The organism is Pantoea wallisii, from assembly GCF_002095485.1.
Classification (GTDB): Bacteria; Pseudomonadota; Gammaproteobacteria; order Enterobacterales; family Enterobacteriaceae; genus Pantoea; species Pantoea wallisii.
The window spans coordinates 53,513-77,874 of the sequence record NZ_MLFS01000014.1 but is presented as its reverse complement, the minus strand read 5'-3'; the positions used below and the strand labels follow the sequence as shown (position 1 = coordinate 77,874).

The 24,362-nt window shown below is 56.2% G+C and carries 20 protein-coding genes and 6 pseudogenes; 20 read left to right on the top strand and 6 right to left on the bottom strand.

What is annotated here, in order from left to right; all coding sequences use genetic code 11:
* From HA48_RS07485 to HA48_RS07430, 12 genes and pseudogenes are all read left to right on the top strand, one after another.
* A partial coding sequence (locus HA48_RS07485) for a DNA mismatch repair MutL family protein (RefSeq protein WP_482809940.1) occupies nucleotides 1-762 on the top strand: 762 nt, incomplete at its 5' end.
* Nucleotides 755-1,705, top strand: coding sequence for a tRNA (adenosine(37)-N6)-dimethylallyltransferase MiaA (gene miaA, locus HA48_RS07480; RefSeq protein WP_128600462.1), 951 nt, complete (start codon nucleotides 755-757; stop codon nucleotides 1,703-1,705). The genes HA48_RS07485 and miaA, both read left to right, overlap by 8 nt.
* Before the next feature lie 102 nt (nucleotides 1,706-1,807).
* A pseudogene (hfq, locus tag HA48_RS07475) lies at nucleotides 1,808-2,121 on the top strand (RNA chaperone Hfq).
* Between the two features lie 80 nt (nucleotides 2,122-2,201).
* A pseudogene (hflX, locus tag HA48_RS07470) lies at nucleotides 2,202-3,481 on the top strand (ribosome rescue GTPase HflX).
* A 79-nt stretch (nucleotides 3,482-3,560) separates the two neighbouring features.
* Nucleotides 3,561-4,796 (top strand): FtsH protease activity modulator HflK, encoded by a 1,236-nt coding sequence (gene hflK, locus HA48_RS07465; protein WP_128600461.1) that lies wholly within the window; start codon nucleotides 3,561-3,563, stop codon nucleotides 4,794-4,796.
* Nucleotides 4,797-4,799: 3 nt separating this feature from the next.
* A complete protein-coding gene (hflC, locus tag HA48_RS07460; protein WP_128600460.1) occupies nucleotides 4,800-5,804 on the top strand; it encodes a protease modulator HflC in 1,005 nt (334 codons plus the stop codon).
* Between the two features lie 58 nt (nucleotides 5,805-5,862).
* Complete coding sequence (locus tag HA48_RS07455) at nucleotides 5,863-6,063, top strand: DUF2065 domain-containing protein (protein ID WP_128600459.1); 201 nt, start codon at nucleotides 5,863-5,865, stop codon at nucleotides 6,061-6,063.
* A gap of 177 nt (nucleotides 6,064-6,240) precedes the next feature.
* Nucleotides 6,241-7,539 (top strand): adenylosuccinate synthase, encoded by a 1,299-nt coding sequence (locus HA48_RS07450; RefSeq protein ID WP_128600458.1) that lies wholly within the window; start codon nucleotides 6,241-6,243, stop codon nucleotides 7,537-7,539.
* A 197-nt stretch (nucleotides 7,540-7,736) separates the two neighbouring features.
* Nucleotides 7,737-8,177 (top strand): nitric oxide-sensing transcriptional repressor NsrR, encoded by a 441-nt coding sequence (gene nsrR, locus HA48_RS07445; protein ID WP_128600457.1) that lies wholly within the window; start codon nucleotides 7,737-7,739, stop codon nucleotides 8,175-8,177.
* 20 nt (nucleotides 8,178-8,197) lie between these two features.
* Nucleotides 8,198-10,636 (top strand): ribonuclease R, encoded by a 2,439-nt coding sequence (gene rnr / locus HA48_RS07440; RefSeq protein ID WP_128600456.1) that lies wholly within the window; start codon nucleotides 8,198-8,200, stop codon nucleotides 10,634-10,636.
* Between the two features lie 122 nt (nucleotides 10,637-10,758).
* Nucleotides 10,759-11,493: a 23S rRNA (guanosine(2251)-2'-O)-methyltransferase RlmB gene (gene rlmB / locus HA48_RS07435; RefSeq protein WP_128600455.1), complete on the top strand. Its 735-nt coding sequence runs from the start codon at nucleotides 10,759-10,761 to the stop codon at nucleotides 11,491-11,493.
* 96 nt (nucleotides 11,494-11,589) lie between these two features.
* Nucleotides 11,590-13,218 (top strand): isovaleryl-CoA dehydrogenase, encoded by a 1,629-nt coding sequence (locus HA48_RS07430; protein WP_128600454.1) that lies wholly within the window; start codon nucleotides 11,590-11,592, stop codon nucleotides 13,216-13,218.
* Here HA48_RS07430 and bsmA read toward each other — a convergent pair.
* Both bsmA and HA48_RS07420 read right to left on the bottom strand, forming a co-directional pair.
* Nucleotides 13,192-13,518, bottom strand: coding sequence for a biofilm peroxide resistance protein BsmA (gene bsmA / locus HA48_RS07425; RefSeq protein ID WP_128600453.1), 327 nt, complete (start codon nucleotides 13,516-13,518; stop codon nucleotides 13,192-13,194). The genes HA48_RS07430 and bsmA overlap by 27 nt on opposite strands.
* 54 nt (nucleotides 13,519-13,572) lie before the next feature.
* Complete coding sequence (locus HA48_RS07420) at nucleotides 13,573-15,504, bottom strand: methyl-accepting chemotaxis protein (RefSeq protein WP_128600452.1); 1,932 nt, start codon at nucleotides 15,502-15,504, stop codon at nucleotides 13,573-13,575.
* Nucleotides 15,505-15,663: 159 nt separating this feature from the next.
* Here HA48_RS07420 and yjfP point away from each other — a divergent pair, with 159 nt between their 5' ends.
* Nucleotides 15,664-16,413, top strand: a complete 750-nt coding sequence (gene yjfP, locus HA48_RS07415; protein WP_128600451.1) for an esterase — start codon at nucleotides 15,664-15,666, stop codon at nucleotides 16,411-16,413.
* 52 nt (nucleotides 16,414-16,465) lie between these two features.
* Here the strand turns inward: yjfP and HA48_RS07410 are convergent, their stop codons facing one another.
* Entirely contained in the window at nucleotides 16,466-16,675 is a 210-nt protein-coding gene (locus tag HA48_RS07410) for a hypothetical protein (RefSeq protein WP_128600450.1), read from the bottom strand.
* A gap of 385 nt (nucleotides 16,676-17,060) precedes the next feature.
* Here HA48_RS07410 and rpsF point away from each other — a divergent pair, with 385 nt between their 5' ends.
* From rpsF to rplI, 4 genes and pseudogenes are all read left to right on the top strand, one after another.
* Nucleotides 17,061-17,456 carry a 30S ribosomal protein S6 gene (gene rpsF / locus HA48_RS07405; protein WP_128600449.1) on the top strand — a complete coding sequence of 132 codons (396 nt, stop codon included), beginning with the start codon at nucleotides 17,061-17,063 and terminating at the stop codon, nucleotides 17,454-17,456.
* Between the two features lie 6 nt (nucleotides 17,457-17,462).
* Nucleotides 17,463-17,779, top strand: a pseudogene (gene priB, locus HA48_RS07400) (primosomal replication protein N).
* Nucleotides 17,780-17,783: 4 nt separating this feature from the next.
* Nucleotides 17,784-18,011, top strand: a complete 228-nt coding sequence (gene rpsR, locus HA48_RS07395) for a 30S ribosomal protein S18 (protein ID WP_000135199.1) — start codon at nucleotides 17,784-17,786, stop codon at nucleotides 18,009-18,011.
* A 39-nt stretch (nucleotides 18,012-18,050) separates the two neighbouring features.
* Entirely contained in the window at nucleotides 18,051-18,500 is a 450-nt protein-coding gene (gene rplI / locus HA48_RS07390) for a 50S ribosomal protein L9 (RefSeq protein WP_128600448.1), read from the top strand.
* 177 nt (nucleotides 18,501-18,677) lie between these two features.
* Here the strand turns inward: rplI and HA48_RS07385 are convergent.
* A pseudogene (locus HA48_RS07385) lies at nucleotides 18,678-19,339 on the bottom strand (OapA family protein).
* 184 nt (nucleotides 19,340-19,523) lie between these two features.
* On the opposite strand from HA48_RS07385, the pseudogene bamJ reads away from it, so the two are divergent.
* Nucleotides 19,524-20,143: pseudogene (bamJ, locus tag HA48_RS07380) on the top strand (BamJ family beta-barrel-assembly machinery protein).
* Nucleotides 20,144-20,201: 58 nt separating this feature from the next.
* Here bamJ and HA48_RS07375 read toward each other — a convergent pair.
* Nucleotides 20,202-22,132: pseudogene (locus HA48_RS07375) on the bottom strand (bifunctional 2',3'-cyclic-nucleotide 2'-phosphodiesterase/3'-nucleotidase).
* Nucleotides 22,133-22,429: 297 nt separating this feature from the next.
* On the opposite strand from HA48_RS07375, the gene cysQ reads away from it, so the two are divergent.
* Entirely contained in the window at nucleotides 22,430-23,176 is a 747-nt protein-coding gene (cysQ, locus tag HA48_RS07370) for a 3'(2'),5'-bisphosphate nucleotidase CysQ (RefSeq protein WP_128600446.1), read from the top strand.
* Nucleotides 23,177-23,226: 50 nt separating this feature from the next.
* Here the strand turns inward: cysQ and HA48_RS07365 are convergent, their stop codons facing one another.
* Nucleotides 23,227-23,784 carry a YtfJ family protein gene (locus HA48_RS07365; protein WP_128600445.1) on the bottom strand — a complete coding sequence of 186 codons (558 nt, stop codon included), beginning with the start codon at nucleotides 23,782-23,784 and terminating at the stop codon, nucleotides 23,227-23,229.
* Nucleotides 23,785-24,096: 312 nt separating this feature from the next.
* On the opposite strand from HA48_RS07365, the gene HA48_RS07360 reads away from it, so the two are divergent.
* Nucleotides 24,097-24,303: a DUF1107 domain-containing protein gene (locus HA48_RS07360; RefSeq protein ID WP_031280153.1), complete on the top strand. Its 207-nt coding sequence runs from the start codon at nucleotides 24,097-24,099 to the stop codon at nucleotides 24,301-24,303.
* Nucleotides 24,304-24,362 lie beyond the last annotated feature (59 nt).

Here is a 24,362-nt window from a genome sequence, read left to right as displayed (position 1 = left end):
CCGCGCAGCGGCGGGGGATCCGCCGGCGCTGCGGGTGCGGGCTGGCAACATAAAGAGCCCGGTTACCGCGCGCGTGAAGGTGCCGCTTATCAGCAGCTAATGAAAACGCCGGCAGCGGAAACCGCACGCAAGCCTGAACCGGCACCGGCACCCGCCACATCCCCGGCCCGGCAGCCGGAAACCCGGGAAGCACCGCTTGCCGCGCACGCACAAAGTTTTGGCCGCGTACTCAGCGTTATTCAGGATCGCTATGCGCTGCTGGAGCGCGGTAGCAGTTTGCAGCTGCTGTCACTGCCGGTGGCGGCGCGCTGGCTGAAACAGGCCCAGCTGCAACCCGGAGACGAAGGTCTAAAACCGCAGCCGCTGCTGATCCCGGTACGGCTGAAAATTGCTAAAGAGGAGCTGGCCGTTATAGAGGCGCAGGCTGCGCTGTTAAGCCAGATGGGCATTGATTTACAACGGGAAGGGCAGCATGTGACCCTGCGCGCGGTGCCTTTACCGTTACGCACACAAAATTTACAAATCTTGATTCCAGACCTGTTAGGCTATCTCGCCCGGCAGCAAGAGGTTTCTGCTGTTGCACTGGCCCGGTGGCTGGCGCAGCGTGAAGAGGCAGAAGCCCCTCACTGGAATCACTCGCAGGCGATTACCCTGCTGGCTGAGCTCGAACGGCTCTGTCCGCAACTGTTGAAATCGCCGCCTTCAGGTCTGTTACAGACCCTTGAGATTGAGAGCGCCATTAACGCGTTGAAGCATGAGTGAACTGAACCAGGCTGGCCGGCCAAAGGCAATTTTTTTGATGGGGCCAACCGCCTCCGGTAAGACAGCATTAGCAATCGCACTGCGTCAGCAACTGCCGGTTGAACTTATCAGCGTTGACTCTGCCTTAATCTATCGCGGGATGGATATTGGCACGGCGAAACCGTCGGCAGCAGAGTTAGCGCAGGCACCCCATCGTTTGCTGGACATTCGCGATCCCTCTGAGGCGTACTCTGCCGCAGAGTTTCGTCGCGATGCGCTGGCTGAAATGGCGGATATTACCCAAAAAGGTAAAATTCCGCTGCTTGTTGGTGGAACCATGCTCTACTTCAAGGCGTTGCTTGAAGGATTGTCGCCGCTGCCCTCGGCCGATCCGGATGTGCGTCAGCGAATAGAGCAAATGGCGGCGGAAAAAGGGTGGGAAGCCCTGCACCGCCAGCTGTGTGAAATCGATCCGGTCGCCGGTAGTCGTATTCATCCGAATGATCCGCAGAGACTTTCGCGAGCACTGGAAGTTTTTTTTATTTCGGGTAAAACTTTAACGGAACTGACAAAAACGTCCGGTGAAGCGTTACCCTACGACGTGTACCAGTTTGCTATCGCTCCGGCGAGCCGTGAACTGCTACATCAACGCATCGCGTTGCGTTACGACCAGATGTTAGCGTCAGGCTTTGAAGCGGAGGCTCGTGCCCTGTTTGCGCGAGGTGATTTGCATACGGATATGCCTTCCATTCGCTGTGTAGGTTATCGTCAGATGTGGTCATATTTATCTGGCGAGATTGATTACGACGAAATGGTTTATCGGGGAATTTGCGCCACCCGGCAGCTCGCTAAACGCCAGATGACCTGGTTACGCGGCTGGCAGAACGTCCACTGGTTAGACAGTGACGAGCCAGCGTTAGCGCGTGATGCGGTACTTCAGGTAGTTAGTGCTAAGCAGGGATGATTGTGTACAATTGGTCCGTTATCGTGCGCAAATTTTTTACGCAGTTTTTCTGAACCACGGTTCTTAAAGTAATAAACAACAAGCATATAAGGAAAAGATAGAATGGCTAAGGGGCAATCATTACAAGACCCGTTTTTGAACGCATTGCGTCGTGAACGTGTACCGGTTTCGATTTATTTGGTGAATGGCATTAAGCTGCAGGGACAAATTGAATCCTTCGATCAGTTCGTCATTCTGTTAAAAAACACGGTAAGCCAGATGGTGTATAAGCACGCCATCTCAACAGTGGTTCCTTCTCGTCCGGTTTCGCACCATAGCAACAATGCGGGCGGCAGCGGTGGCAGCAACTATCACCACGGCGGAAGCAATCAGGCGCTCAGTCGCAGCCACAACAAGACGGCGATAACGCAGAATAATTTTGTGTTGCCGTAAAGCCAGGGCTGGGGGGCGATGACGTTTTCCCGTCCTGGTTATTTTATTTTAGCGAGGTTATAGCTTGTTTGACCGTTATGATGCCGGTGAGCAGGCCGTACTGGTACACATCTGGTTCTCCCAAGACAAAGAGCTGGAGGATTTGCAGGAGTTTGAAACTCTTGTCTCTTCCGCGGGCGTCGAAGCGCTGCAAGTTATTACCGGCAGCCGTAAAGCGCCACATCCTAAATATTTTGTCGGTGAAGGAAAGGCAGTTGAAATTGCCGATGCGGTAAAAGCGAGTGGAGCATCGGTCGTATTATTCGATCATGCCTTATCTCCTGCTCAGGAACGAAATCTTGAGCGGCTGTGCGAATGTCGTGTTATCGATCGCACCGGCTTAATTCTCGATATATTCGCCCAGCGCGCCCGCACCCATGAAGGGAAACTGCAGGTCGAGCTGGCACAACTACGTCATCTGGCTACCCGTCTGGTTCGCGGCTGGACTCACCTTGAGCGTCAGAAAGGCGGTATCGGCCTGCGTGGCCCGGGTGAAACGCAGCTGGAGACCGACCGTCGCTTACTGCGTGGTCGTATCAGCCAGATTCTCTCCCGCCTTGAGCGCGTGGAAAAACAGCGCGAACAGGGGCGCCAGGCGCGTGCAAAAGCCGATGTCCCCACGGTTTCGCTGGTGGGCTACACCAACGCCGGTAAATCTACCTGTTTAATGCCATCACCTCTGCCAACGTCTACGCAGCGGATCAGCTGTTCGCTACGCTGGACCCGACCTTACGCCGGCTGAACGTGGCAGACGTGGGTGAAGTGGTGCTGGCCGATACGGTCGGGTTTATCCGCCACCTGCCGCATGATTTAGTGGCAGCTTTTAAAGCCACGCTGCAGGAGACGCGGCAGGCAAGCTTGCTGCTGCATGTGATTGATGCCGCCGATCTGCGCGTCAATGACAACATCGACGCGGTAAACGAAGTGCTGGCAGAGATTGAGGCCGATGAGATTCCCTCGCTGCTGGTGATGAATAAAATCGATATGCTGGATGGGTTTGAGCCGCGTATCGATCGTGATGAAGAGAATCGCCCGACGCGCGTGTGGTTATCCGCACAAAGCGGCGTAGGTTTGCCGTTGCTGTGGCAGGCACTCTCTGAGCGTTTAGCCGGTGAAGTTGCGCAGTACGATTTGCGTCTGCCGCCGGAAGCGGGCCGCTTGCGCAGCCGCTTCTATCAGCTGCATGCGATTGAAAAAGAGTGGAATGAAGAAGATGGCTGTGTAGGTTTGCACGTGCGTATGCCTATCGTTGACTGGCGTCGTTTGTGTAAGCAGGAGCCGTCGCTAGCCAGTTATATTGTTTGACCGTTGCCCAACTCATTTACCCGAAAACGTGCCCGGCACGTGGCAGGGTAAACTTATATACAATAAATGGAGTAGAGACATGGCGTGGAATCAGCCCGGAAATAACGGACAGGACCGCGACCCGTGGGGAAGCAGCAATAACCAAGGCGGCAACTCTGGGGGAAATAAAGGAGGTCGCGATCAGGGACCTCCTGATCTGGATGATATCTTCCGTAAGCTGAGTAAGAAACTCGGCGGACTGGGCGGTGGCAAACAGAGCGACAACGGCCAGCGCAGCGGCGGCAGCGGTGGCAAAATTGTTGGCATTGTAGCCGTCGCGGCAGTCGTCATCTGGGCGGCCAGCGGTTTCTACACCATCAAAGAAGCCGAGCGCGGTGTGGTTACGCGTTTCGGGAAATTCAGCCATCTGGTTGAGCCTGGCCTCAACTGGAAACCCACCTTTATCGATCAGGTGCGTGCCGTGAACGTTGAAGCGGTGCGTGAGCTGGCGGCGTCCGGCGTTATGCTGACTTCGGATGAGAATGTGGTACGCGTGGAGATGAACGTGCAGTATCGCGTCACCGATCCGGAGCGCTATCTGTACGCTGTCACCAGCGCGGATGACAGTCTGCGTCAGGCAACCGACAGCGCACTGCGCGGCGTGATTGGTCGCTCCACCATGGACCGCATTCTGACGGAAGGCCGTACCGTGGTGCGTAGCGATACCCAGCGCGAAATCGATGAGACGATTCGTCCATACAACATGGGGATCACGCTGCTTGACGTTAACTTCCAGGCGGCGCGTCCACCGGAAGAGGTAAAAGCGTCATTTGATGATGCGATTGCCGCGCGTGAGAACCGTGAGCAGTACGTACGTGAAGCGGAAGCTTACGCAAACGAAGTGCAGCCGCGTGCTAATGGCCAGGCGCAGCGTATCCTGGAAGAGGCGCGTGCTTACAAAGAGCGTACCGTGCTGGAAGCGCAGGGTGAAGTGGCGCGTTTTGCCCGCCTGCTGCCGGAATACAAAGCCGCGCCGCAGATCACCAAAGAGCGTCTGTATATCGAGACCATGGAGCGCGTGCTTAGCCATACCCGTAAAGTGCTGGTTAACGATCGCAGCAACAGCCTGATGGTGCTGCCGCTGGATCAACTGCTGCGCAGCGGTCAGGCCGGCGGTCAGAGTGGTCAGAACAACAGTAATCTGATGAAGTTACCGTCCTCGCCGGGCAACAATGCCAGCCGCAGCGACTCTTCATCTTACAATCCGGACAGCATCATGGATCAGCGTCGCGCTAATGCGCTGCGCAACGATACCCAGCGCGAAGGGAGGGAGTAATCGATGCGTAAGCCAATCATCGCCGTAATTATTGTAGTGCTGGTGGTGCTGTACGCGTCACTGTTCGTGGTGCAGGAAGGCCAGCGTGGCATTGTGCTGCGTTTTGGTAAGGTTCTGCGTGATGACGAGAACAAACCGCAGGTGTACGCGCCGGGTCTGCACTTCAAGATTCCATTTATTGAGACCGTAAAGTCGCTTGATGCCCGCATCCAGACCATGGATAACCAGGCGGATCGCTTCGTAACGAAAGAGAAGAAAGATCTGATCGTTGACTCTTACATTAAGTGGCGCATCAGCGACTTCAGCCGTTACTACCTGGCAACCGGTGGTGGCGATATCTCTCAGGCAGAAGTGCTGCTGAAACGTAAGTTCAGCGACCGCCTGCGTTCGGAGATGGGGCGTCTGGATGTGAAAGATATCGTCACGGACTCCCGCGGCCGTCTGACCACTGACGTACGCGATGCCCTGAACACCGGCAGCGCGGGCAGCGATGACGAAGTACAGACGCCAGCTGCAGATGATGCGATCGCCAGCGCGGCAGCCCGCGTCGAGCGTGAGACCAACAGCAGCGAGCCTGCACCAAATCCGAACAGTATGGCGGCACTGGGTATTCAGGTAGTTGATGTACGCATCAAGCAGATCAACCTGCCAACTGAAGTCTCTGACGCGATCTACAACCGTATGCGCGCTGAGCGTGAAGCGGTAGCGCGTAGCCAGCGTTCACAAGGTCAGGAAGAGGCAGAAAAACTGCGCGCCCAGGCCGATTACCAGGTGACCCGTACCCTGGCTGAAGCACAGCGTACGGCGCTGATTACCCGTGGTGAGGGTGATGGTGAAGCAGCGAAACTGTTTGCTGACGCGTTCAGTCAGGATCCGGATTTCTACGCCTTTATCCGCAGCCTGCGCGCGTATGAGAGCAGCTTTGCTGACAATCAGGATGTGATGGTGTTAAGTCCGGATAGCGATTTCTTCCGCTATATGAAAGCGCCGACTAACACTGCGCGTTAAGAACTGATATAACCTTGAGGCCGACACTGTTGTCGGCCTTTTTTTTGGGAAAATCCTAATGAACACAACCATCTGGATGGCGCTGGCCCTGGTATTGGTGCTGGAGGGCCTGGGGCCAATGCTGCTGCCGCGCATGTGGCGGCGCATGATCCTGGCGATGACTCAACTGCCGGATCGCATTCTGCACCGTTTTGGCGGGGGGCTGGTGGTTGCAGGCGTCGTGATCTACTACATGCTGAGCACCCACACAGGCGGCTGATGGCGGGATTTTTGTGCGGCTCTCCGGCTAAATTGTGTCTCGCTGTAGTCACTGCACCAACATATTGTGAGCTGAGCAAAACCCAGGCAAAAAACAGCGCAATCGTATGCTAAAAGTGCTGAAAGTGTGAAAATCCGGTGGTAGAATCCATTTTTAAGCAATCGGTGATTTTAGAAAATGGGTAAGAACGTCGTCGTACTGGGCACCCAATGGGGTGACGAAGGTAAAGGTAAGATCGTAGACCTTCTGACTGAACGCGCGAATTATGTTGTGCGTTACCAGGGTGGCCACAATGCAGGCCATACACTTGTCATCAACGGTGAAAAAACCGTCCTCCACTTAATTCCCTCTGGCATCCTGCGTGAAAACGTCACCAGCATCATTGGTAATGGTGTTGTGCTGTCGCCTGAAGCACTGATGAAAGAGATGAAAGGTCTGGAAGAGCGCGGTGTGCCGGTACGTGAACGTCTGCTGATCTCTGAAGCTTGTCCGCTGATTCTGCAATACCATGTTGCGATGGACCTGGCGCGTGAAAAAGCGCGTGGTGCCAAAGCTATCGGTACCACCGGCCGTGGTATCGGTCCGGCCTATGAAGATAAGGTTGCCCGTCGCGGTCTGCGCGTCAGCGATCTGTTCAACAAAGAAACCTTCGCCGTGAAGCTGAAAGAGATCGTAGATTTCTACAACTTCCAGCTGGTGAACTACTACAAAGAAGACGCTGTCGACTACGAAAAAGTGCTGAACGATGTGCTGGCAGTGGCCGACATCCTGACCAGCATGGTCGTAGATGTGTCTGAACTGCTGGACGGCGCACGCAAGCGTGGCGACCTGATCATGTTCGAAGGCGCGCAGGGTACGCTGCTGGATATCGACCACGGAACTTATCCGTATGTGACCTCCTCTAATACTACTGCAGGTGGCGTTGCAACCGGTTCAGGCATTGGGCCGCGCTATGTTGATTACGTGCTCGGTATCGTCAAAGCGTACTCTACCCGTGTGGGTGCCGGTCCGTTCCCGACGGAACTGTTTGATGAAACCGGTGAGTTCCTGTGCGAGAAAGGTAACGAGTTCGGTGCCACCACGGGCCGTCGTCGTCGTACCGGCTGGCTGGACGCCGTTGCTGTTCGCCGTGCAGTACAGATCAACTCGCTGTCAGGTTTCTGCATGACCAAGCTGGACGTGCTGGATGGCCTGAAAGAGGTTAAAATCTGTGTGGGCTACCGCATGCCGGATGGCCGTGAAGTGACCACCACGCCGCTGGCAGCAGAAGGCTGGGAAGGCATTGAGCCGATTTACGAATCCATGCCAGGCTGGAGTGAAAACACCTTTGGTGTTAAAACACTGGAAGGCCTGCCGCAGGCAGCACGTGACTACATCAAACGTGTTGAGGAAGTTACCGGTGTGCCGATTGACATTATTTCAACCGGCCCGGACCGTAGTGAGACCATGATTCTGCGCGATCCATTCGACGCATAACCGCTCTCCTCAGGCCGGACACTGTCCGGCCTCTGTTTATCTGCTCTTTGGTCCACTCACTCTATTTTTTCTTGCAGATTTCGATACTTGCTGGAAAAAAGCGCTCCGGGTTCTCCACACTGGTTTATCATCAATGTTAATCGAAGCGCAGGATATTGGCGCGATAACAACAATATCGATGATTAACTGAGGTACATGTGCAGCTTACGAGTTTTACCGATTATGGCCTGCGTGCGCTGATCTATATGGCGACACTGCCGGAAGGCACGCAGACCAACATTACCGAAGTCACCGATACCTACGGGGTGTCGCGTAACCATATGGTTAAAATCATCAATCAACTTAGCCGGGCTGGCTTTATTGCCGCGACACGCGGTAAAAACGGCGGAATTCGTTTAGGCATGGACCCGGAACAGATCGTTATTGGCGATGTGGTGAGAAAAATGGAACCCTTACAGTTAGTTAACTGTGAAGAGTGTGCAATTACCCCCGCCTGTCGCTTGCGAAGCGCGCTGAACAGCGCCGTTCAGTTATTCCTTAAAGAGCTGGATAACTACACGCTGGCCGACCTGGTGCGCAATAACGATTCGCTTTACCACATTTTATTGTCCGAACCGCCGGTGGCAATCCAAAAATAAATGACATCGGAGGAACCGCAATGTCAAAAGATCCTTATCAGGACAGAGAAGCAGAAAAGTACGATAACCCAATTCCCAGCCGCGAGTTTATTCTGGCGCTGTTAGAACAACGCGAAAAACCGGCGAACCGTGAAGAGATCGCTGAAGCACTTAAAATCACCAGTGAAGATCAGCTGGAAGCGTTGCGTCGCCGCCTGCGCGCCATGGAGCGCGACGGCCAGTTAGTGTTTACCCGCCGTCAATGTTATGCCCTGCCGGAACGCCTGGACCTGCTGCGAGGCAAAGTCATCGGCCATCGTGATGGCTATGGCTTCCTGCGCGTCGACGGGCAGAAAGATGATTTCTACCTCTCGGCTGAACAGATGAAGTTCTGCCTGCATGGTGACGTCATCCTGGCCCAGCCTGGCGGTGCCGATCGTAAAGGCCGTCGTGAAGCGCGCGTGGTACGCGTGCTTGAGCCGCGCAACAGCCAGATTGTTGGCCGCTACTTTACCGATGCCGGCACCGGCTTTGTAGTACCGGACGACAGCCGCCTGAGTTTCGATATCCTGATCCCGCAGGAAGATACGCTGGGTGCACGCATGGGCTCAGTGGTGGTGGTGGAGATTGTCCAGCGCTCAACTCGCCGCAGTAAAGCCATTGGTAAAGTCACTGAAATCCTCGGCGACAACATGGGCACCGGCCTGGCCGTCGATATGGCGCTGCGCACCCATGAGATTCCGCACTTCTGGCCGGAAGAGGTGGAGAAAGAGATTTCGCAGCTGAAAGAGCAGGTGCCGGAAGCAGCGAAAAAAGGGCGTGTCGATCTGCGTCAGCTGCCGCTGGTCACCATTGATGGTGAAGATGCGCGCGATTTTGATGATGCCGTCTACTGCGAGAAAAAGCGCGGAGGTGGCTGGCGCTTATGGGTCGCCATCGCAGACGTCAGCTACTACGTGCGCCCCGGCACGGCGCTGGATAACGAAGCGCACCAGCGCGGCACGTCGGTGTACTTCCCCTCGCAGGTGGTGCCGATGCTGCCGGAGATCCTCTCCAACGGTCTGTGCTCCCTGAACCCGCAGGTCGATCGCCTGTGTATGGTATGCGAGATGACCATCTCCTCCAGCGGCAAACTCACCGGTTATAAGCACTACGAAGCGGTGATGAACTCACACGCCCGTCTGACTTACACCAAAGTGTGGAACATTCTGCAGGGTAACCCGGAGCTGCGCGAGCAGTATGCGGCGCAGGTGAAGCACCTTGAAGAGCTGCACAGCATGTATGAGGCGCTGGAAACGGCGCGTGAGCAGCGTGGCGGGATCTCTTTTGAGACCGAAGAGGCGAAGTTCATCTTTAACGCGGATCGCCGTATTGAGCGCGTGGAGCGCACGGTACGCAACGACGCGCACAAGCTGATTGAGGAGTGCATGATCCTTGCGAACATCGCCTCGGCGCGCTTTGTGGAGAAGAATCAGGAGCCCGCGCTATTCCGCGATCATGACCGTCCGAGTGAAGACAGCATTACCAGTTTCCGCACCGTACTGAGTGAACTGGGCCTGAGCCTGCCCGGCGGCACGAAACCGCAGCCGGTGGATTACGCCGATCTGCTGAAGCAGATTGCCGACCGTCCGGATGCCGAGATGCTGCAAACCATGCTGCTGCGCTCGATGAAACAGGCGGTGTATGACCCGGAAAACCGCGGCCACTTCGGCCTGGCGCTGGCCTCCTATGCGCACTTTACTTCACCGATTCGCCGCTATCCGGATCTGCTGCTGCATCGCGCCATCAAATATCTGCTGGCGAAAGAGCAGGGCACGCTGAAAGGTAACACCACGCCAAACGGCGGTTACCACTACGATATGCAGCAGATGCTGCAGCTGGGTCAGCACTGCTCCATGACCGAGCGCCGTGCAGATGAAGCGACCCGCGATGTTGCCGACTGGCTGAAGTGTGACTTCATGCAGGATCAGGTTGGTAATGTCTTTAACGGGGTGATCTCCAGCGTAACCGGTTTTGGTTTCTTTGTGCGTCTAAGCGATCTGTTCATTGATGGCCTGGTGCACGTCTCCACGCTGGATAACGACTACTACCGCTTCGATGCGGTAGGCCAGCGCCTGATTGGTGAGTCCGGTGGCCGCACCTATCGCCTCGGTGATGCGGTAGAAGTGCGCGTTGATGCGGTGCATATGGATGAGCGCAAAATCGACTTCGCCCTGATCTCCAGCAAGCGCGTGCCGCGCGGTGAGGGTAAAACCGCCCGCGAGCGTGAGCAGCGCGGTGGCAAGCCACCGGCTAAGCGTCGTCGTGATGCCGGTAAGAAGGGTAATTTTGAGCCTGACGCGGCTTTCCGCAGCGAGCAGAAAAAGCCGGCTGAGAAGAAAACCGAGAAAAAAGGCAAAAAAGTTTCAGAGAAAACCCGTAAAATCGCCGCCGCAACGAAAGGCAAGCGGGCAGCGAAGAAGAACACCAGCGAAGGCTGATTGTCTGGCCGCTCTGCCGGGCGGCCAGAGACATGATCAACACACTGTAAGGCGCGCATTGCTGTGCGCCTTAATTAATGATTTTGATATCCACCGACAGACATCCAACCTTGAGCAACGTAATGAGCGAAATAATTTTTGGCATCCATGCCGTGCAGGCGCTGCTGGAGCGCGATCCACAGCGTTTTCAGGAAGTTTTCATCCTTAAAGGGCGTGACGACCGTCGCCTGCAGCCGCTGATTGCCGCACTGGAAGCTCAGGGGATTGTGATTCAGCTGGCGAACCGTCAGTGGCTGGATGGCCAGGTTGAAGGCGGTGTGCACCAGGGCATCGTGGCGCGCGTAAAACCGGGTAAAAACTACCAGGAGGGCGACCTGCCGGATCTGCTGCAATCGCTGGAGAAGCCGTTCCTGCTGATCCTGGATGGCGTAACCGATCCGCACAATCTCGGCGCCTGCCTGCGCAGCGCAGATGCGGCGGGCGTGCATGCTGTTATCGTGCCAAAAGATCGCTCGGCTTCGCTCAATGCCACGGCGAAGAAAGTCGCCAGCGGTGCCGCGGAAAACGTTCCGTTGATCCGCGTGACGAACCTGGCGCGCACCATGCGGTTGCTGCAGGAGTATAACGTGTGGATTGTCGGCACCGCCGGTGAAGCGGACCATACCCTGTATCAGAGCAAGATGACCGGCCCGATGGCGCTGGTGATGGGTGCTGAAGGGGAAGGGATGCGCCGCCTGACGCGTGAGCACTGCGACGAGCTGATCAGCATTCCGATGGCCGGCAGCGTCTCTTCGCTCAACGTCTCGGTGGCAACAGGCGTGTGCCTGTTTGAAGCAGTACGTCAGCGCCAGGCGTGATCCGCACCGCAAAACGATTTCGGTGCCAGGCATAACGGCCTATTCTCTTCATACTTATATCCGTCATTGCGCGGATATCAGTAAGGGGAAGCCGTTATGGCCTGGACCACCCATCACGTATTTAATCAGCCACAGCCATTAAATAGCAGCAACCTGTTTACCCGCGATATCGCCCTGTGCGAGGCCATCACGCGTGAAGGCGCCGGCTGGGATCGCGAATGGCTGGCCTCCGTTGGCCTGCAGCTCGGCAGCGCTGAATCCCTTGAGTTAGGTCGTCTGGCGAATGCGCAGCCGCCGGAACTGCTGCGTTATGATGCGCGCGGCAACCGTATTGATGAGGTGCGCTTCCACCCGGCATGGCATCTGCTGATGCAGGGCGTATGCGCCAGCCGGCTGCATAATCTCAGCTGGCAGCCCGATGTTCCCTCTAATGGCATGGTCGCACGCGCCGCACGTTTTATTTTGCATGCTCAGGTGGAAGCCGGTTCGCTCTGTCCGGTTACGATGACCCACGCGGCGATCCCGCTATTGCAAAACCACCTGCCGGTGCCCTATGCGGACTGGCGCGAAACCCTGCTCAGCGATCGCTACGATGCGCACCACTTACCCGGCGATCAAAAACGCGGTTTGCTGATTGGCATGGGCATGACGGAAAAGCAGGGCGGCAGCGATGTGCTGAGCAACACCACCCGCGCTGAACCTGTCGGCGCGCGCGGTCCCGGTGAGGCGTACCGCATTATCGGCCATAAGTGGTTCTTCTCCGTTCCGCAAAGCGATGCCCACATCATCCTCGCGCAGACATCGCAGGGGCTGAGCTGCTTCTTCCTGCCGCGTCTGCTGCCTGACGGTACGCGCAATGCAGTCCGCCTTGAACGGCTCAAGGACAAGCTCGGCAATCGGGCCAACGCCAGTGCGGAGGCTGAGTTCCAGGATGCCATCGGCTGGCTGATGGGTGAAGAGGGCGAAGGGGTACGGCTGATCCTGAAGATGGGCGGCATGACGCGCTTCGACTGCGCGCTTGGCAGCCACGGCGTGATGCGCCGCGCCTTGTCGATAGCCCTGCACCATGCTCAGCAGCGTCAGGTAATGGGCAAGAACCTGAGCGATCAGCCGCTGATGCGTGCGGTGCTGGCGCAGCAGGCGTTGCAGCTGGAAGGTCAGACCGCCCTGCTGATGCGGCTGGCACGCGCCTGGTCTGCGCCCGCCAGTGAACATGAGCGTCTCTACGCACGCCTGCTCACGCCGGCAGCAAAGTTTGGCATCTGCAAAGCGGGTATGCCGTTTGTGGCCGAAGCGATGGAGGTGCTGGGCGGCGTCGGTTACTGCGAAGAGAGTGACCTGGCGCGCCTGTACCGGGAGATGCCGGTGAACAGTATCTGGGAGGGCTCGGGCAACGTAATGTGCCTGGATGTGCTGCGGGTGCTGAACCGGCAGCCCGAAGTACTGGCTATGCTGCACGACGAGTTTGAGGCGGTGAAGGGGTGTAACCGGCACTTTGATCGCCGCTGGCGGCAGCTGCGGCTGCAGTCGGGTCAGGTGCGTGAAGGCGTGGCGCGCGAACTTACTCAGGAGCTGTTACAGCTGGCAAGTGCAGCGATCCTGCTGACGGTGGCAGAACCCCCGCTGGCGGATGGCTGGTGTGCGCAGCAGCTGGACGATCGCGGACACCGGGCGCTGAGCGATGATCTCTGTACGCGCTTACTGCTGCGCGCCAGTGCTGCCTGACGGCGCACCATAGAGAATCGCGCTGGCGTACCACAAGCCGGGCATGGTGGTCTGATCAACCATCAAAATCTGGTAATAGACGGCACCGGCCTGATTGGCCCGCTTTGCAATCTCGCGCTGAACATCATCCGGCGATCCGCGTGAAGAGGCCGTAACGTTGCCGAGCTTGGGTAAACCAGCGCTCTGCGCACGGGTGATCTCCTGCGCCTGCGAGGTGGGCGGTGGGGGCGCTTGCGGTGTGGTGTTCAGGGCGGCACAGCCGCTGAGCAGCAGACTCAAAGCCAGAAGAAGATGGCGCATGGCAGCTCCGGAAAAAGGAAGATGGCTTTAGTGTAAGCCATCTTCCTGATGTCATCAGTCGTTGACGCGGAAAATACTCACCAGCTGGGTCAGATGATGCCCTTTCTGGCTCAGATGGTGCGCCGTGCTCTCTGACTGGCTGATCATATCGCTGCTCTGGTGCGTCGCCTGGCTGATGTGGTTCATCGCCAGATTGACCTGGCCAATCCCGGCCGCCTGCTCCTGCGCGGCTATATTGATCTCGCCCATCAGGGTCTTCACCTGCTCAATATGGTTGACGATGTGGCTCATGGCATCGCGGGTTTGCTCAGACAGCGTATGACCAGCGGCCACTTTATCGATAGAGCTGGCGATCAACCCATCAATCTCCTTCGCCGCATTGGCGCTGCGCTGCGCCAGCGCACGCACTTCCGCCGCCACAACCGCAAAGCCTTTACCGTGTTCACCCGCCCGCGCTGCCTCAACGGCGGCATTGAGCGCCAGGATGTTAGTCTGAAACGCGATGGACTCGATCACGTGCGTGATGTCCGCAATACTCTGCGAGGCGACGCGAATCTCCGACATGGTCTCTACCGAGCGCGCCACCGTACTGCCACCGTGGCTGACGGTGCTGGCCGCTTCACTCACCAGCGCCATGGCCTGACGCACGTTAGCCGCGGTTTGTGAGACGGTCGCGCCAAACTGCTCCATGCTGGCGGAAGTCTCCTCCACGCTGCTGGCCTGGCGGCCAATCTGCTCGCTGATGCTGGAGCTGCTGGCCGCGATGGTATCTGTGCCGCTGCTGATCTCACGTGCGGCGGTGCGCACCTGGCTGACTACTTTTTCCAGACCGTCGCCGATACCGTTGATGGCCGTTACCAGCTGACCAATCTCATCGCGGCGCGTGGAGTCCAGATGCGCCTGCAGATTGCCGGCGGCATACTGCTCAGCCAGGTGAATCACCTGCTGTAGCGGACGGGTAATCGCGCGGCGGCTGTAGATCACGAAGCCTGCGGCAAACGCCAGAACTAACGCCAGGCCAATCATCATGAACATATTACGGCTGTGCGTGATTGGCGCCAGCAGACTGGCGCGGCTGACTTCGCCTGCAATAATCCAGTTCCAGCCCGGCAGCTGCTGCCACGCCAGCAGTCGGGTATCGCCGTCATGCTCGATCTCCAGCAAGCCTTTAGGCTGCGTCAGCAACTGCTGCTGCACCTGCTGACTCCAGCCCGGCAGCTTGCCTTCAGCCTGGCGATCGAACAGATACTTGCCCTGGTTGCTGCCCGGCGTACCGTTAAGCACAAAGAAACTGCCGCTGTCGCCCAGACGCCGCGCCAGCACTTTGTCGCGCATCAGCGCGTACTGGCTGTCGATTTGCACCCCTACAAACAGGATTGCAATCACGGTACCGCTCTCATCCTGCACCGGCTGGTACTGCGTGATATAGCGATGGCCAAACAGCGTGCTCAGGCCGCGGTAGGTTTCACTGTTATTGACGCTGCGCCAGGCCGCGCTGGTGCGATCCAGCTTAGTGCCAATGGCGCGGCTGCCATCCTCTTTTTTCAGCGAGGTAGCGATACGGATATAATCCTCGCCATCCCGCACGAAAATAGTGGTGACGGCGCCGGTGCGATCCAGAAAATCATCGACGGCAATTTGATCGAGGTTGAGGGTTTTCAGCCCGGCACGCAGCGTGGGCGTACTGAATTCACCCACCTGAATACGGGCGCTTTCGTCACGACTAAAGCGCTTGGGCAAAAAGCTCTGGAACAGACTGGTGTAGTTGGCCACCTCTTCTGACAGGGTGGCGTTAAACAGGGTGGCCATCTCATTAATGCCGAGCACCTGATTTTGCATATCGTCGACGGCCAGCTGTTCCAGCTGCCGGCCTGCGTTATGACTCAGGGTTAACGTCAGGGCAAACAGCACAATTGCCACACTAAGAGACGTCAATACAGACAGCTTAATTCCGAGACCCATGGCGCTGAGAGAAAGACGCTTCATAAAGTACCTTTTTAGAAAGATTGGAGGGGTACAGGATCAACGGCAGAAAGCACCAAATGTTTAGTACAAAAAACATTCAGTTTAAATGTGAAGTAGCTCGCGTTTTAGCAGGCAGCGCTTACACTGTGACCAGTGATAATCATTCTCAACGGAGACGGTATGATTGAGTTGGCAACGGAACAACTGGCAGGTATTGAATGTATTCACGCGTCACCGGCCGGACAACGACAGGCGCGCTTACCGACCATCCTGTTTTATCACGGCTTTACTTCATCAAAAGAGGTCTACAGCTACTTTGCCGTGGCGCTGGCGCAGGCCGGTTTTCGCGTGGTACTGCCGGATGCCGATATGCACGGCGCGCGCTATAACGGCGATACCGATATGCGCATGACGCATTTTTGGGACATCCTCAAAAACAACATCGATGAGGTACCGCAGCTGGAGGCCGCGCTGCGGGAAAAAGATTGGGTTGCCGATACGCGTTTTGCCGTGGCGGGTGCCTCAATGGGTGGCATGACGGCGCTGGGCGCGATGGCGCGCTATCCGCACCTGCATAGCGCTGCCTGTATGATGGGATCCGGCTATTTTATGCAGCTCAGCCAGACGCTGTTTCCACCGCTGGTGGCACGCACGCCGGAGCAGAAAGCGGCGTTGAGCGCGCGGCTGGCGCCGCTGGCCCCGTACGATCCCTGTCAGCAGCTGGACGCACTGGCAAACCGCCCGCTCCTGCTCTGGCATGGTGAAGCCGACGAGGTGGTGCCCTTCGCCGAAACGGTGCGGCTGGCGCGCGCGCTGCGCGAGACGCAGCGTGACCGCCAGCTAACCTTTTTATCAGAGAAGCAGATCGGCCATAAAATCACGCCCTCTGCACTGACCGCACTGGTGAGCTTCTTTAAACATCATCTGTAAAAACCGGTCGGGCTGGCGCGTATACGACACCAGCCCATCACGACATGCCGGATTACGGTTGTGATGACAACCGATCGGTCGCGTTGGTGTGCGCACTTACGGGATTACTGCTGCCAGGCGCATCCAGCCGGTTGACATAGACGTAGCCCGAAGCCGCTTTGCTGCTGTGACTTCTCATCTGCAGCGCCTGGTCAGCGGAGCTGGCAAGAGCAGGGGTAGACAGGAAGAGACCCAGTAAAGTGGCGACAATGATCGTTTTCATAATCGACTCCTCACTTCAGGGATAACACTCTCAGGCGTGGCGATAATGCAGGCCGTTGCGCCTGTAAACAGTTTAGTTGTTCGCCAGCTTGCTGCCAGATCGTCCTGTTGAACGCCATCATCAGCAATTTTGAACAACTGCCGGTTAACCTGCTGAATCGCAATCTTTAGCACAAAACGTCTCCCCCCATGGCACGCTGAACGCAATTTGATGAATTGTGCGCTTGAGTTTCCGCATCGAGGCCAGTATGATTACGCGTCAATTTTTCAGCTGCATTCAGAGGCGTTTATCATTCATAAGATGATTTACGACCTATAACGTTCCTTGCTTCCGTGGGCCGCAGCTGACCCTGACAGGAGGCTGAATAATCCGTAAGGAGCTATCGATGCGTCATTACGAAATCGTATTTATGGTCCATCCTGACCAGAGCGAACAGGTTCCGGGCATGATCGAGCGTTACACTGGTGCTATCACTGGTGCACAGGGCACGATCCACCGTCTGGAAGACTGGGGCCGCCGTCAGCTGGCTTACCCAATCAACAAACTGCACAAAGCGCACTACGTTCTGCTGAACGTAGAAGCACCGCAGGAAGTGATTGACGAGCTGGAAACTAACTTCCGCTTCAACGACGCCGTTATCCGCAGCATGGTTATGCGCGTTAAGCACGCGGTAACTGAAGCTTCTCCGATGGTTAAAGCGAAAGACGAGCGTCGTGAGCGCCGCGAAGACTTCGCTAACGAATCGGCAGATGACTCAGATGCTGGGGATTCTGAAGAGTAATCCACAATGACGGCTAATCGACTGCGCCTGTCTGGCACTGTGTGCAAGACGCCAGTTCGAAAAATCAGTCCGTCAGGGATTCCACACTGCCAGTTCATGCTTGAGCATCGTTCTGTGCAGGAGGAAGCCGGGTTTCACCGGCAAGCCTGGTGTCAGATGCCGGTGATTATCAGCGGCAGCGCCCATCAGGCGATTACTCAACATATAACGGTCGGCACGCAACTCATGCTCGAGGTTTTATTAGCTGCCATCAGGCACGCAATGGCCAGAGCAAACTTGTGTTACATGCCGAGCAGATTGAATTGATAGATTCTGGAGACTAGCCAAATGGCACGTTATTTCCGTCGTCGCAAGTTCTGCCGTTTCACCGCGGAAGGCGTTCAAGAGATCGATTATAAAGATATCGCAACGCTGAAAAACTACATCACTGAAAGCGGCAAGATTGTTCCAAGCCGTATCACCGGTACTCGTGCAAAATACCAGCGTCAGCTGGCTCGTGCTATCAAGCGCGCGCGTTACCTGTCTCTGCTGCCATACACTGATCGTCATCAGTAATTGGCAACTGTCCATTAACGACTTTAAGAGGATAAGGTAATGCAAGTTATTCTGCTTGATAAAGTAGCAAACCTGGGCAGCCTGGGTGATCAGGTTAACGTTAAAGCGGGCTACGCTCGTAACTTCCTGGTTCCACAGGGCAAAGCTGTTCCTGCTACCAAGAAAAACGTTGAGTTCTTCGAAACACGTCGCGCTGAACTGGAAGCCAAACTGGCTGACGTTCTGGCTGCTGCTAACGCACGTGCAGAGAAAATCAGCGCACTGGGCACCGTTACTCTCGCGTCTAAAGCAGGCGACGAAGGTAAACTGTTCGGTTCCATCGGTACCCGCGACATCGCTGACGCTGTAACTGCAGCTGGCGTTGAAGTGGCTAAGAGCGAAGTTCGCCTGCCGAACGGCGTTCTGCGCACCACCGGTGAGCACGAAGTTGACTTCCAGGTTCACAGCGAAGTCTTCGCTAAACTGGTTGTGAATGTAGTTGCTGAGTAATTCCACTCTAAATAATTCAAGGTGCGGGAAGGCGGCAAGGGAATGAATCCAGGAGCTTACTTCGGTAAGTGGCTGGGATGAATGAGCGAAGCCAACGCATCTGCAACTTGAAGTATGACGAGTATACTCAGTAATGCGAAAACGCCGGCCATGTGCCGGCGTTTTTGTGTCTGGCGCTTACTGCGCGCGAATAAAGCTGCCGTCCGGCTGACGGGTAAACAGCACCGGGCCGCTGCCGCCCTCCACGGTTAAACCGGTCACCACGCCCTCTGCATTCTGACGAATCTTCACCTGCTGCCCACTCTGCAACGCGCTCAGCGGCTGGCCATCGCCCTCCACGCGCGCCATCGCGAAGACATCATTCACCGGCAGATTATTGTCACGAAACAGCTGCGCCAGCGTCTGCCCTGATGCGATGGTATAACTGTGCCACTCACCCTGCGCATCGCTTTTCGGCGTGTTATTTGTCTGCTGCTGACGGGCGTTATTATCGTAGATCTCGGCCTGCATCGGCACCTCTTTGCCCTGATCTTCAGCCGGGCGCTCTACCGGGTATTGCGGCGTACTACCGGGCCAGAGAAAGGCGATCAGCAGCACCAGCAGTGCAATCACAATACCGCGGCGGTGAAACGGCGGTAGCGGATTCAGCCAGCGCACATCGTCCAGCGCGTGCCAGAGTCGTTGCAGTGCGGCCGGCATACGGATGGTGTTTCAGAAGCCATTCGTGAATCCTCCTCGCGGGCAGCGCCGGATGTTCTTATCGGCAACCTGCGTTGTAACCTCGAAATGAGCGTACGCGGCGTGCGCGTCCTGCGGCGTCGTGGGGCAATCTGGCCCATGTTTTCTCTCTTGTTGTACAGTATGGGCAATGCAGACGGGAAGTGCCTGCCAGCATTGAAAAATTTGACCTGGATATTGTTTCTCTTTCGCCGGGAAATGTCATCTGCGGCGCGCGAGATTTTACGCCAGCCGCCGGCGCTGTTATGCTGCCGGTTCTATTTTCTCCGGGATTAAGGAATCAAGATGACGACCCCTTCATTTGACAGCGTCGAATCACAAGCAAGTTACGGTATCGGTTTACAGGTTGGTCAGCAGCTGCAAGAGTCTGGACTGCAGGGTCTGCAGCCAGAAGCGCTGTTGCGGGCCTGCGCGACGCGCTGGAAGGGAATTCGCCGGCGGTTCCGGTTGACGTGGTACACCGCGCGCTGCGTGAAGTACACGAGCGTGCAGAAGGCGTGCGCCGTGAGCGTGTTGAAGCGATGGCCGCACAGGGGCAGACATTCCTTGAGCAGAACGCGCAGCGTGAAGGCGTGAGCAGCACCGAATCCGGCCTGCAGTTCAGCGTGATTACGCAGGGCGACGGTCCGATTCCATCGCGCCAGGATCGCGTACGCGTGCATTACACCGGTAAGCTGATCGATGGTACCGTGTTTGACAGCTCTGTCGCGCGTGGCGAGCCAGCGGAGTTCCCGGTAAGCGGCGTGATCGCCGGCTGGATCGAAGCGCTGACCCTGATGCCGGTCGGCTCCAAATGGGAGCTGGCGATTCCACATAACCTCGCATACGGCGAGCGCGGTGCGGGCGCATCCATTCCGCCATTCAGCACCCTGGTGTTTGAAGTTGAGCTGCTGGAAATCCTGTAATTTCAGGTGAGCTGCTTTATCGTAGCGGCCGGCTGTGCCGCTACGATTGCCCTATGACTTATCGCTTCTGTAGATCCACCTGCCAGAGCGCAAACCCCACCTCATCACTGCCGACCGCTTTCATCGGGTAATCGGCGTACTGCCTGATAAACGCTGTCGCTTTACTGCCCGGTGCGGTCTCAAAGCGGATATCCAGCGCTGTATCGCTGTTAATCGGTGCTAAGCGCCAGTTATGATCGGCCTGCGGCTGTACGGCACCCTGCGCTTTCGTCTCACTGCTGATATAAGCGGCGACCACCGAGCGGTTCTCATCGGGTGAAGCAAACGCCACATACTTGTCGCCGGTGCCGGCAAACTTACCGCCATAAGCGCGATAGTTGTTGGTTGCCACCAGGAACATCGCCTGCGGATCGATCGGCTTACCCTGCCATGTCAGATCGCGAATGCGTGAGGCCGCTTTGTTGATCAGCGTGCACTCGCTGTCGTAACGGGCCGGCTGCGTGACGTCAATCTGGTACTGTACGCCATCAATCACATCGAAGTTATAGGTGCGGAAGTCCCAGTTGATAAGCGACTGCGGTTTACTGCTGTGTGGATCGATCTGATTAAACTGCGCTGCTGAGCACTCCAGCCACTCTTTGACCTGCGCACCGCTGACTTTCATCACCACCAGCGTATTAGGGTAAAGGTAGAGATCGGCGGCGTTGCGGAACGTCAGTTCACCTTTCTCCACTTCGACATAGCTGGCCGGATCGTTTTTACGGCCGCCGGCTTTAAATGGGGCGGCGGCCGAGAGCACCGGCAGGCGGCCCAGATCGGGATCGCCCTGGATAAAGTGTTCAACATAAGCGCGCTGCGCATTATTCACAATTTGTACCGTCGGGTCATCCTGCACCAGCGACAGATAGCTGTACATCACATCTGCCGATTTACCGATCGGCTTCGCGACGAATTCACGCGTGGCGCGGTGATCCTGCGCCATCACCTTCACCAGATCGGCATCTTCTGCTGCCAGCGATTTTTTTGCCACGCTGTCATAAATGGGCCGCGCTTCCGCTTTACCCTGGGTGACCTGCCATTTGCCGCCTTCGTTATTCAACACCAGATCCACCACGCGAGATGGTCTCCCCACATGCCGGGCATCACCGCCGGTACGCCGTTAAGCGTGCCCTGAGCAATATCAGCGCCCTTGATGGCGGCAAACTCTTTGCCCGGGAAGACCGCGTGCGCATGGCCAAACATAATGGCACTGATGCCGGGCACCTGACTGAGGTAGTAAACCGAGTTCTCTGCCATTGCGTGATAAGGCTCGCTGCTTAAACCCGAGTGCGGAATAGCGATGATTATTTCAGCGCCTTTTGCGCGCATTTCCGGCACATATCGCTTCGCTGTTTCCGTGATGTCATCAACGTGCACTTTGCCCTGCAGATTGTTGCGATCCCACACCATAATCTGCGGCGGCACGAAGCCGATGTAACCGATTTTCACCGTATGCGCCTGGCCATCACGGTCAGTAACCCGGGTTTCTTTGATCAGATAGGGCGTAAATAGCGGCTTTCCGCTTTTTTCATCAATGATATTGGCGTTGACGTAGGGAAAACGCGCCCCGGCCAGCGCTTTGTGCAGGTAGGGCAAACCGTAGTTGAATTCGTGATTACCCATGTTACCCACGGTGTAATCCAGTGTGTTCAGCGCCTTATAGACCGGATGAATCTCCCCCTGCTTCAGCCCTTTGGCAGCCATATAGTCGCCCAGCGGGCTACCCTGAATGATATCGCCGTTATCCACCAGTACGCTGTTTTTTGCCTCACTGCGCGCCTGCTGAATCAGGGTGGCGGTACGCACCAGACCAAATTTTTCGGTTGGCGTGTCTTTGTAGTAGTCAAAATCCATCATATTGCTGTGCAGATCGGTGGTTTCCAGAATGCGCAGATCCACGGTGGCGGCCTGGACTGAGGCGGCGCTGATGCACAGGGCCAGTAACGACATGCTCGCTTTGAACACGGCTTGCTCCTTGTTCGCTCTAATGGGCCTCTCAAAATAATGTAAAACCGTGACGAATTAACATTTCAATATGTGATGGATATCTGGCTTTTGCGCTTTTTGTCGCGCTGACGCGCATTCAGCAATGCGCCATAGCCGCCGGGAGCGAACTATGATATTGATAAAAATATCATTTACCGCTGCCGATCGTGGAGAGGCGGGCGGTCTGAGCACAACTGCTAAAATGACTGAAGATAAGTAGCTTGTGTCTGACCGGCAAAATCAGCAGAGATGAGGTGAAGCATGTTAGATAAAATTTGCCAGCTGGCGCGTGAAGCGGGTGATGCCATTATGCAGGTGTACGATGGCGCACAGCCGATGGACGTGGCGCATAAATCGGATGATTCGCCCGTCACCGCCGCCGACCTTGCAGCACATAAAGTGATTGTGCAGGGCTTAGCCGCACTGACGCCGCAGATCCCGGTGTTATCGGAAGAGGATCCGCCAGGCTGGGATGTGCGTCAGCACTGGCAGCAGTACTGGCTCGTAGATCCGCTTGATGGGACTAAAGAGTTTATTAAGCGCAACGGTGAGTTCACGGTGAACATTGCGCTGATTGAGAACGGTAAGCCGGTGCTGGGCGTGGTCTACGCGCCGGCCTTAGGCGTCATGTACTCTGCCGCTGAAGGCAAGGCATGGAAAGAGGAGGGCGGCAACAGAGCGCAAATCCAGGTGCGGGAAGCGCGTCCGCTGCTGGTGGTGGTGAGCCGCTCCCACGCGGATAAAGATGAAGAGCTGAAGGAGTACCTGACGCAGTTGGGTGAGCATCAAACCACGGCGATTGGCTCTTCGCTGAAGTTCTGCCTGGTGGCGGAGGGCAAAGCGCAGCTCTATCCACGCTTTGGGCCCACCAATATCTGGGATACCGGTGCCGGCCACGCGGTGGCGATTGCCGCCGGGGCGCACGTGCACGACTGGCAGGGTAAAACACTGGATTACGCACCACGTGAATCATTCCTTAACCCGGGCTTCCGCGTATCGCTGTTTTAACCTGTCATGTCCGCCGGGATTTTGGCGGCCTGACGGGCCGCCAGCAAGCGCTACTTATCCAGCAGTTCGTGCAGCAGCTTCATCGCCTGCTGCACCTCATCCTGCGTCAGTGGGCCATCTTTGGCGTAACGCACGTGGGCGGTTTTATCCAGCACCACAATCGCTGAACCGCCTTTCTCCAGCTGCCAGGCTTTGCGCGCGCTGCCGTTGCTATCAATAATGAACTGCGACCACGGGAACTGCTTTTTATTGCTCTCTATGCTGCTGCGCACAAACATGCCGGTGCCCGGTATGGCATCATCAGTGTTCACCACGGTGGTGGTCTGATAGCGATCGTGCGGTAACTTAGCCGCTTTAATGGCTTCAATCAGCGCCGCGTTTTGCTCTTTCGCCGATGAGCGCCCGGCAATGTGTAAGATTACGCGCACTTTGCCGCTCAGCTGCGCACTGTTCCACGGTTGATAGCTAAACTTATCCTGCTGGTATATCAGTTCGCCTCTGTCGTTAACGCCAACTGCCGGTACGCGTTCACCAACCTTAAACGCGTGCGCCGACGCGAGGCTGGGCAGCAGCAGTGCCAGGGCTATCAAAGAGTGGGCCAAACGCATGTAGAGCTCCTTAGTGATCCGACCAGTTATTCATGATTCTGCAATATTAGGCGTGGATGATGCGCCTGTCGCGATGAGTTAGCAGCTTTGTAACCCATGCCACAATTCCTTAACCAATGAAGGTTTATACTGGGTTTTGTGATCGTCATGACAGAGTTATCTGTAATGATGTGTCAATTCAGTAAAAAATCCACTTTTTCGGAACATTGGTAAGGATTCATGTTCTATAGTTATGCCTCATTTGCGCTTCATGGGCTCGTACCGAATTTGGCAACGGCGAAGCGTATTACATCTGTTCAGGAGTTAAACAGCATGAAGATCTTCCAGCGCTATAATCCGCTGCAAATTGCGAAATATGTAAAGACGCTATTTAAAGGAAGGTTGTACATCAAGGATGTTGGCGCGTTTGAGTTTGATAAGGGCAAAGTTATGTTGCCGCGCGTCAAAGATAAACAGCATCTTAGCGTGATGTCAGAAATCAATCGCCAGGTGCTGCGGCTGCAAGCCGAGTACAACTAAGCAGTAACAGAAAGGGCGCCGCTGGCGCCCTCAATGTTTATAGCAATGATATGTCAGGC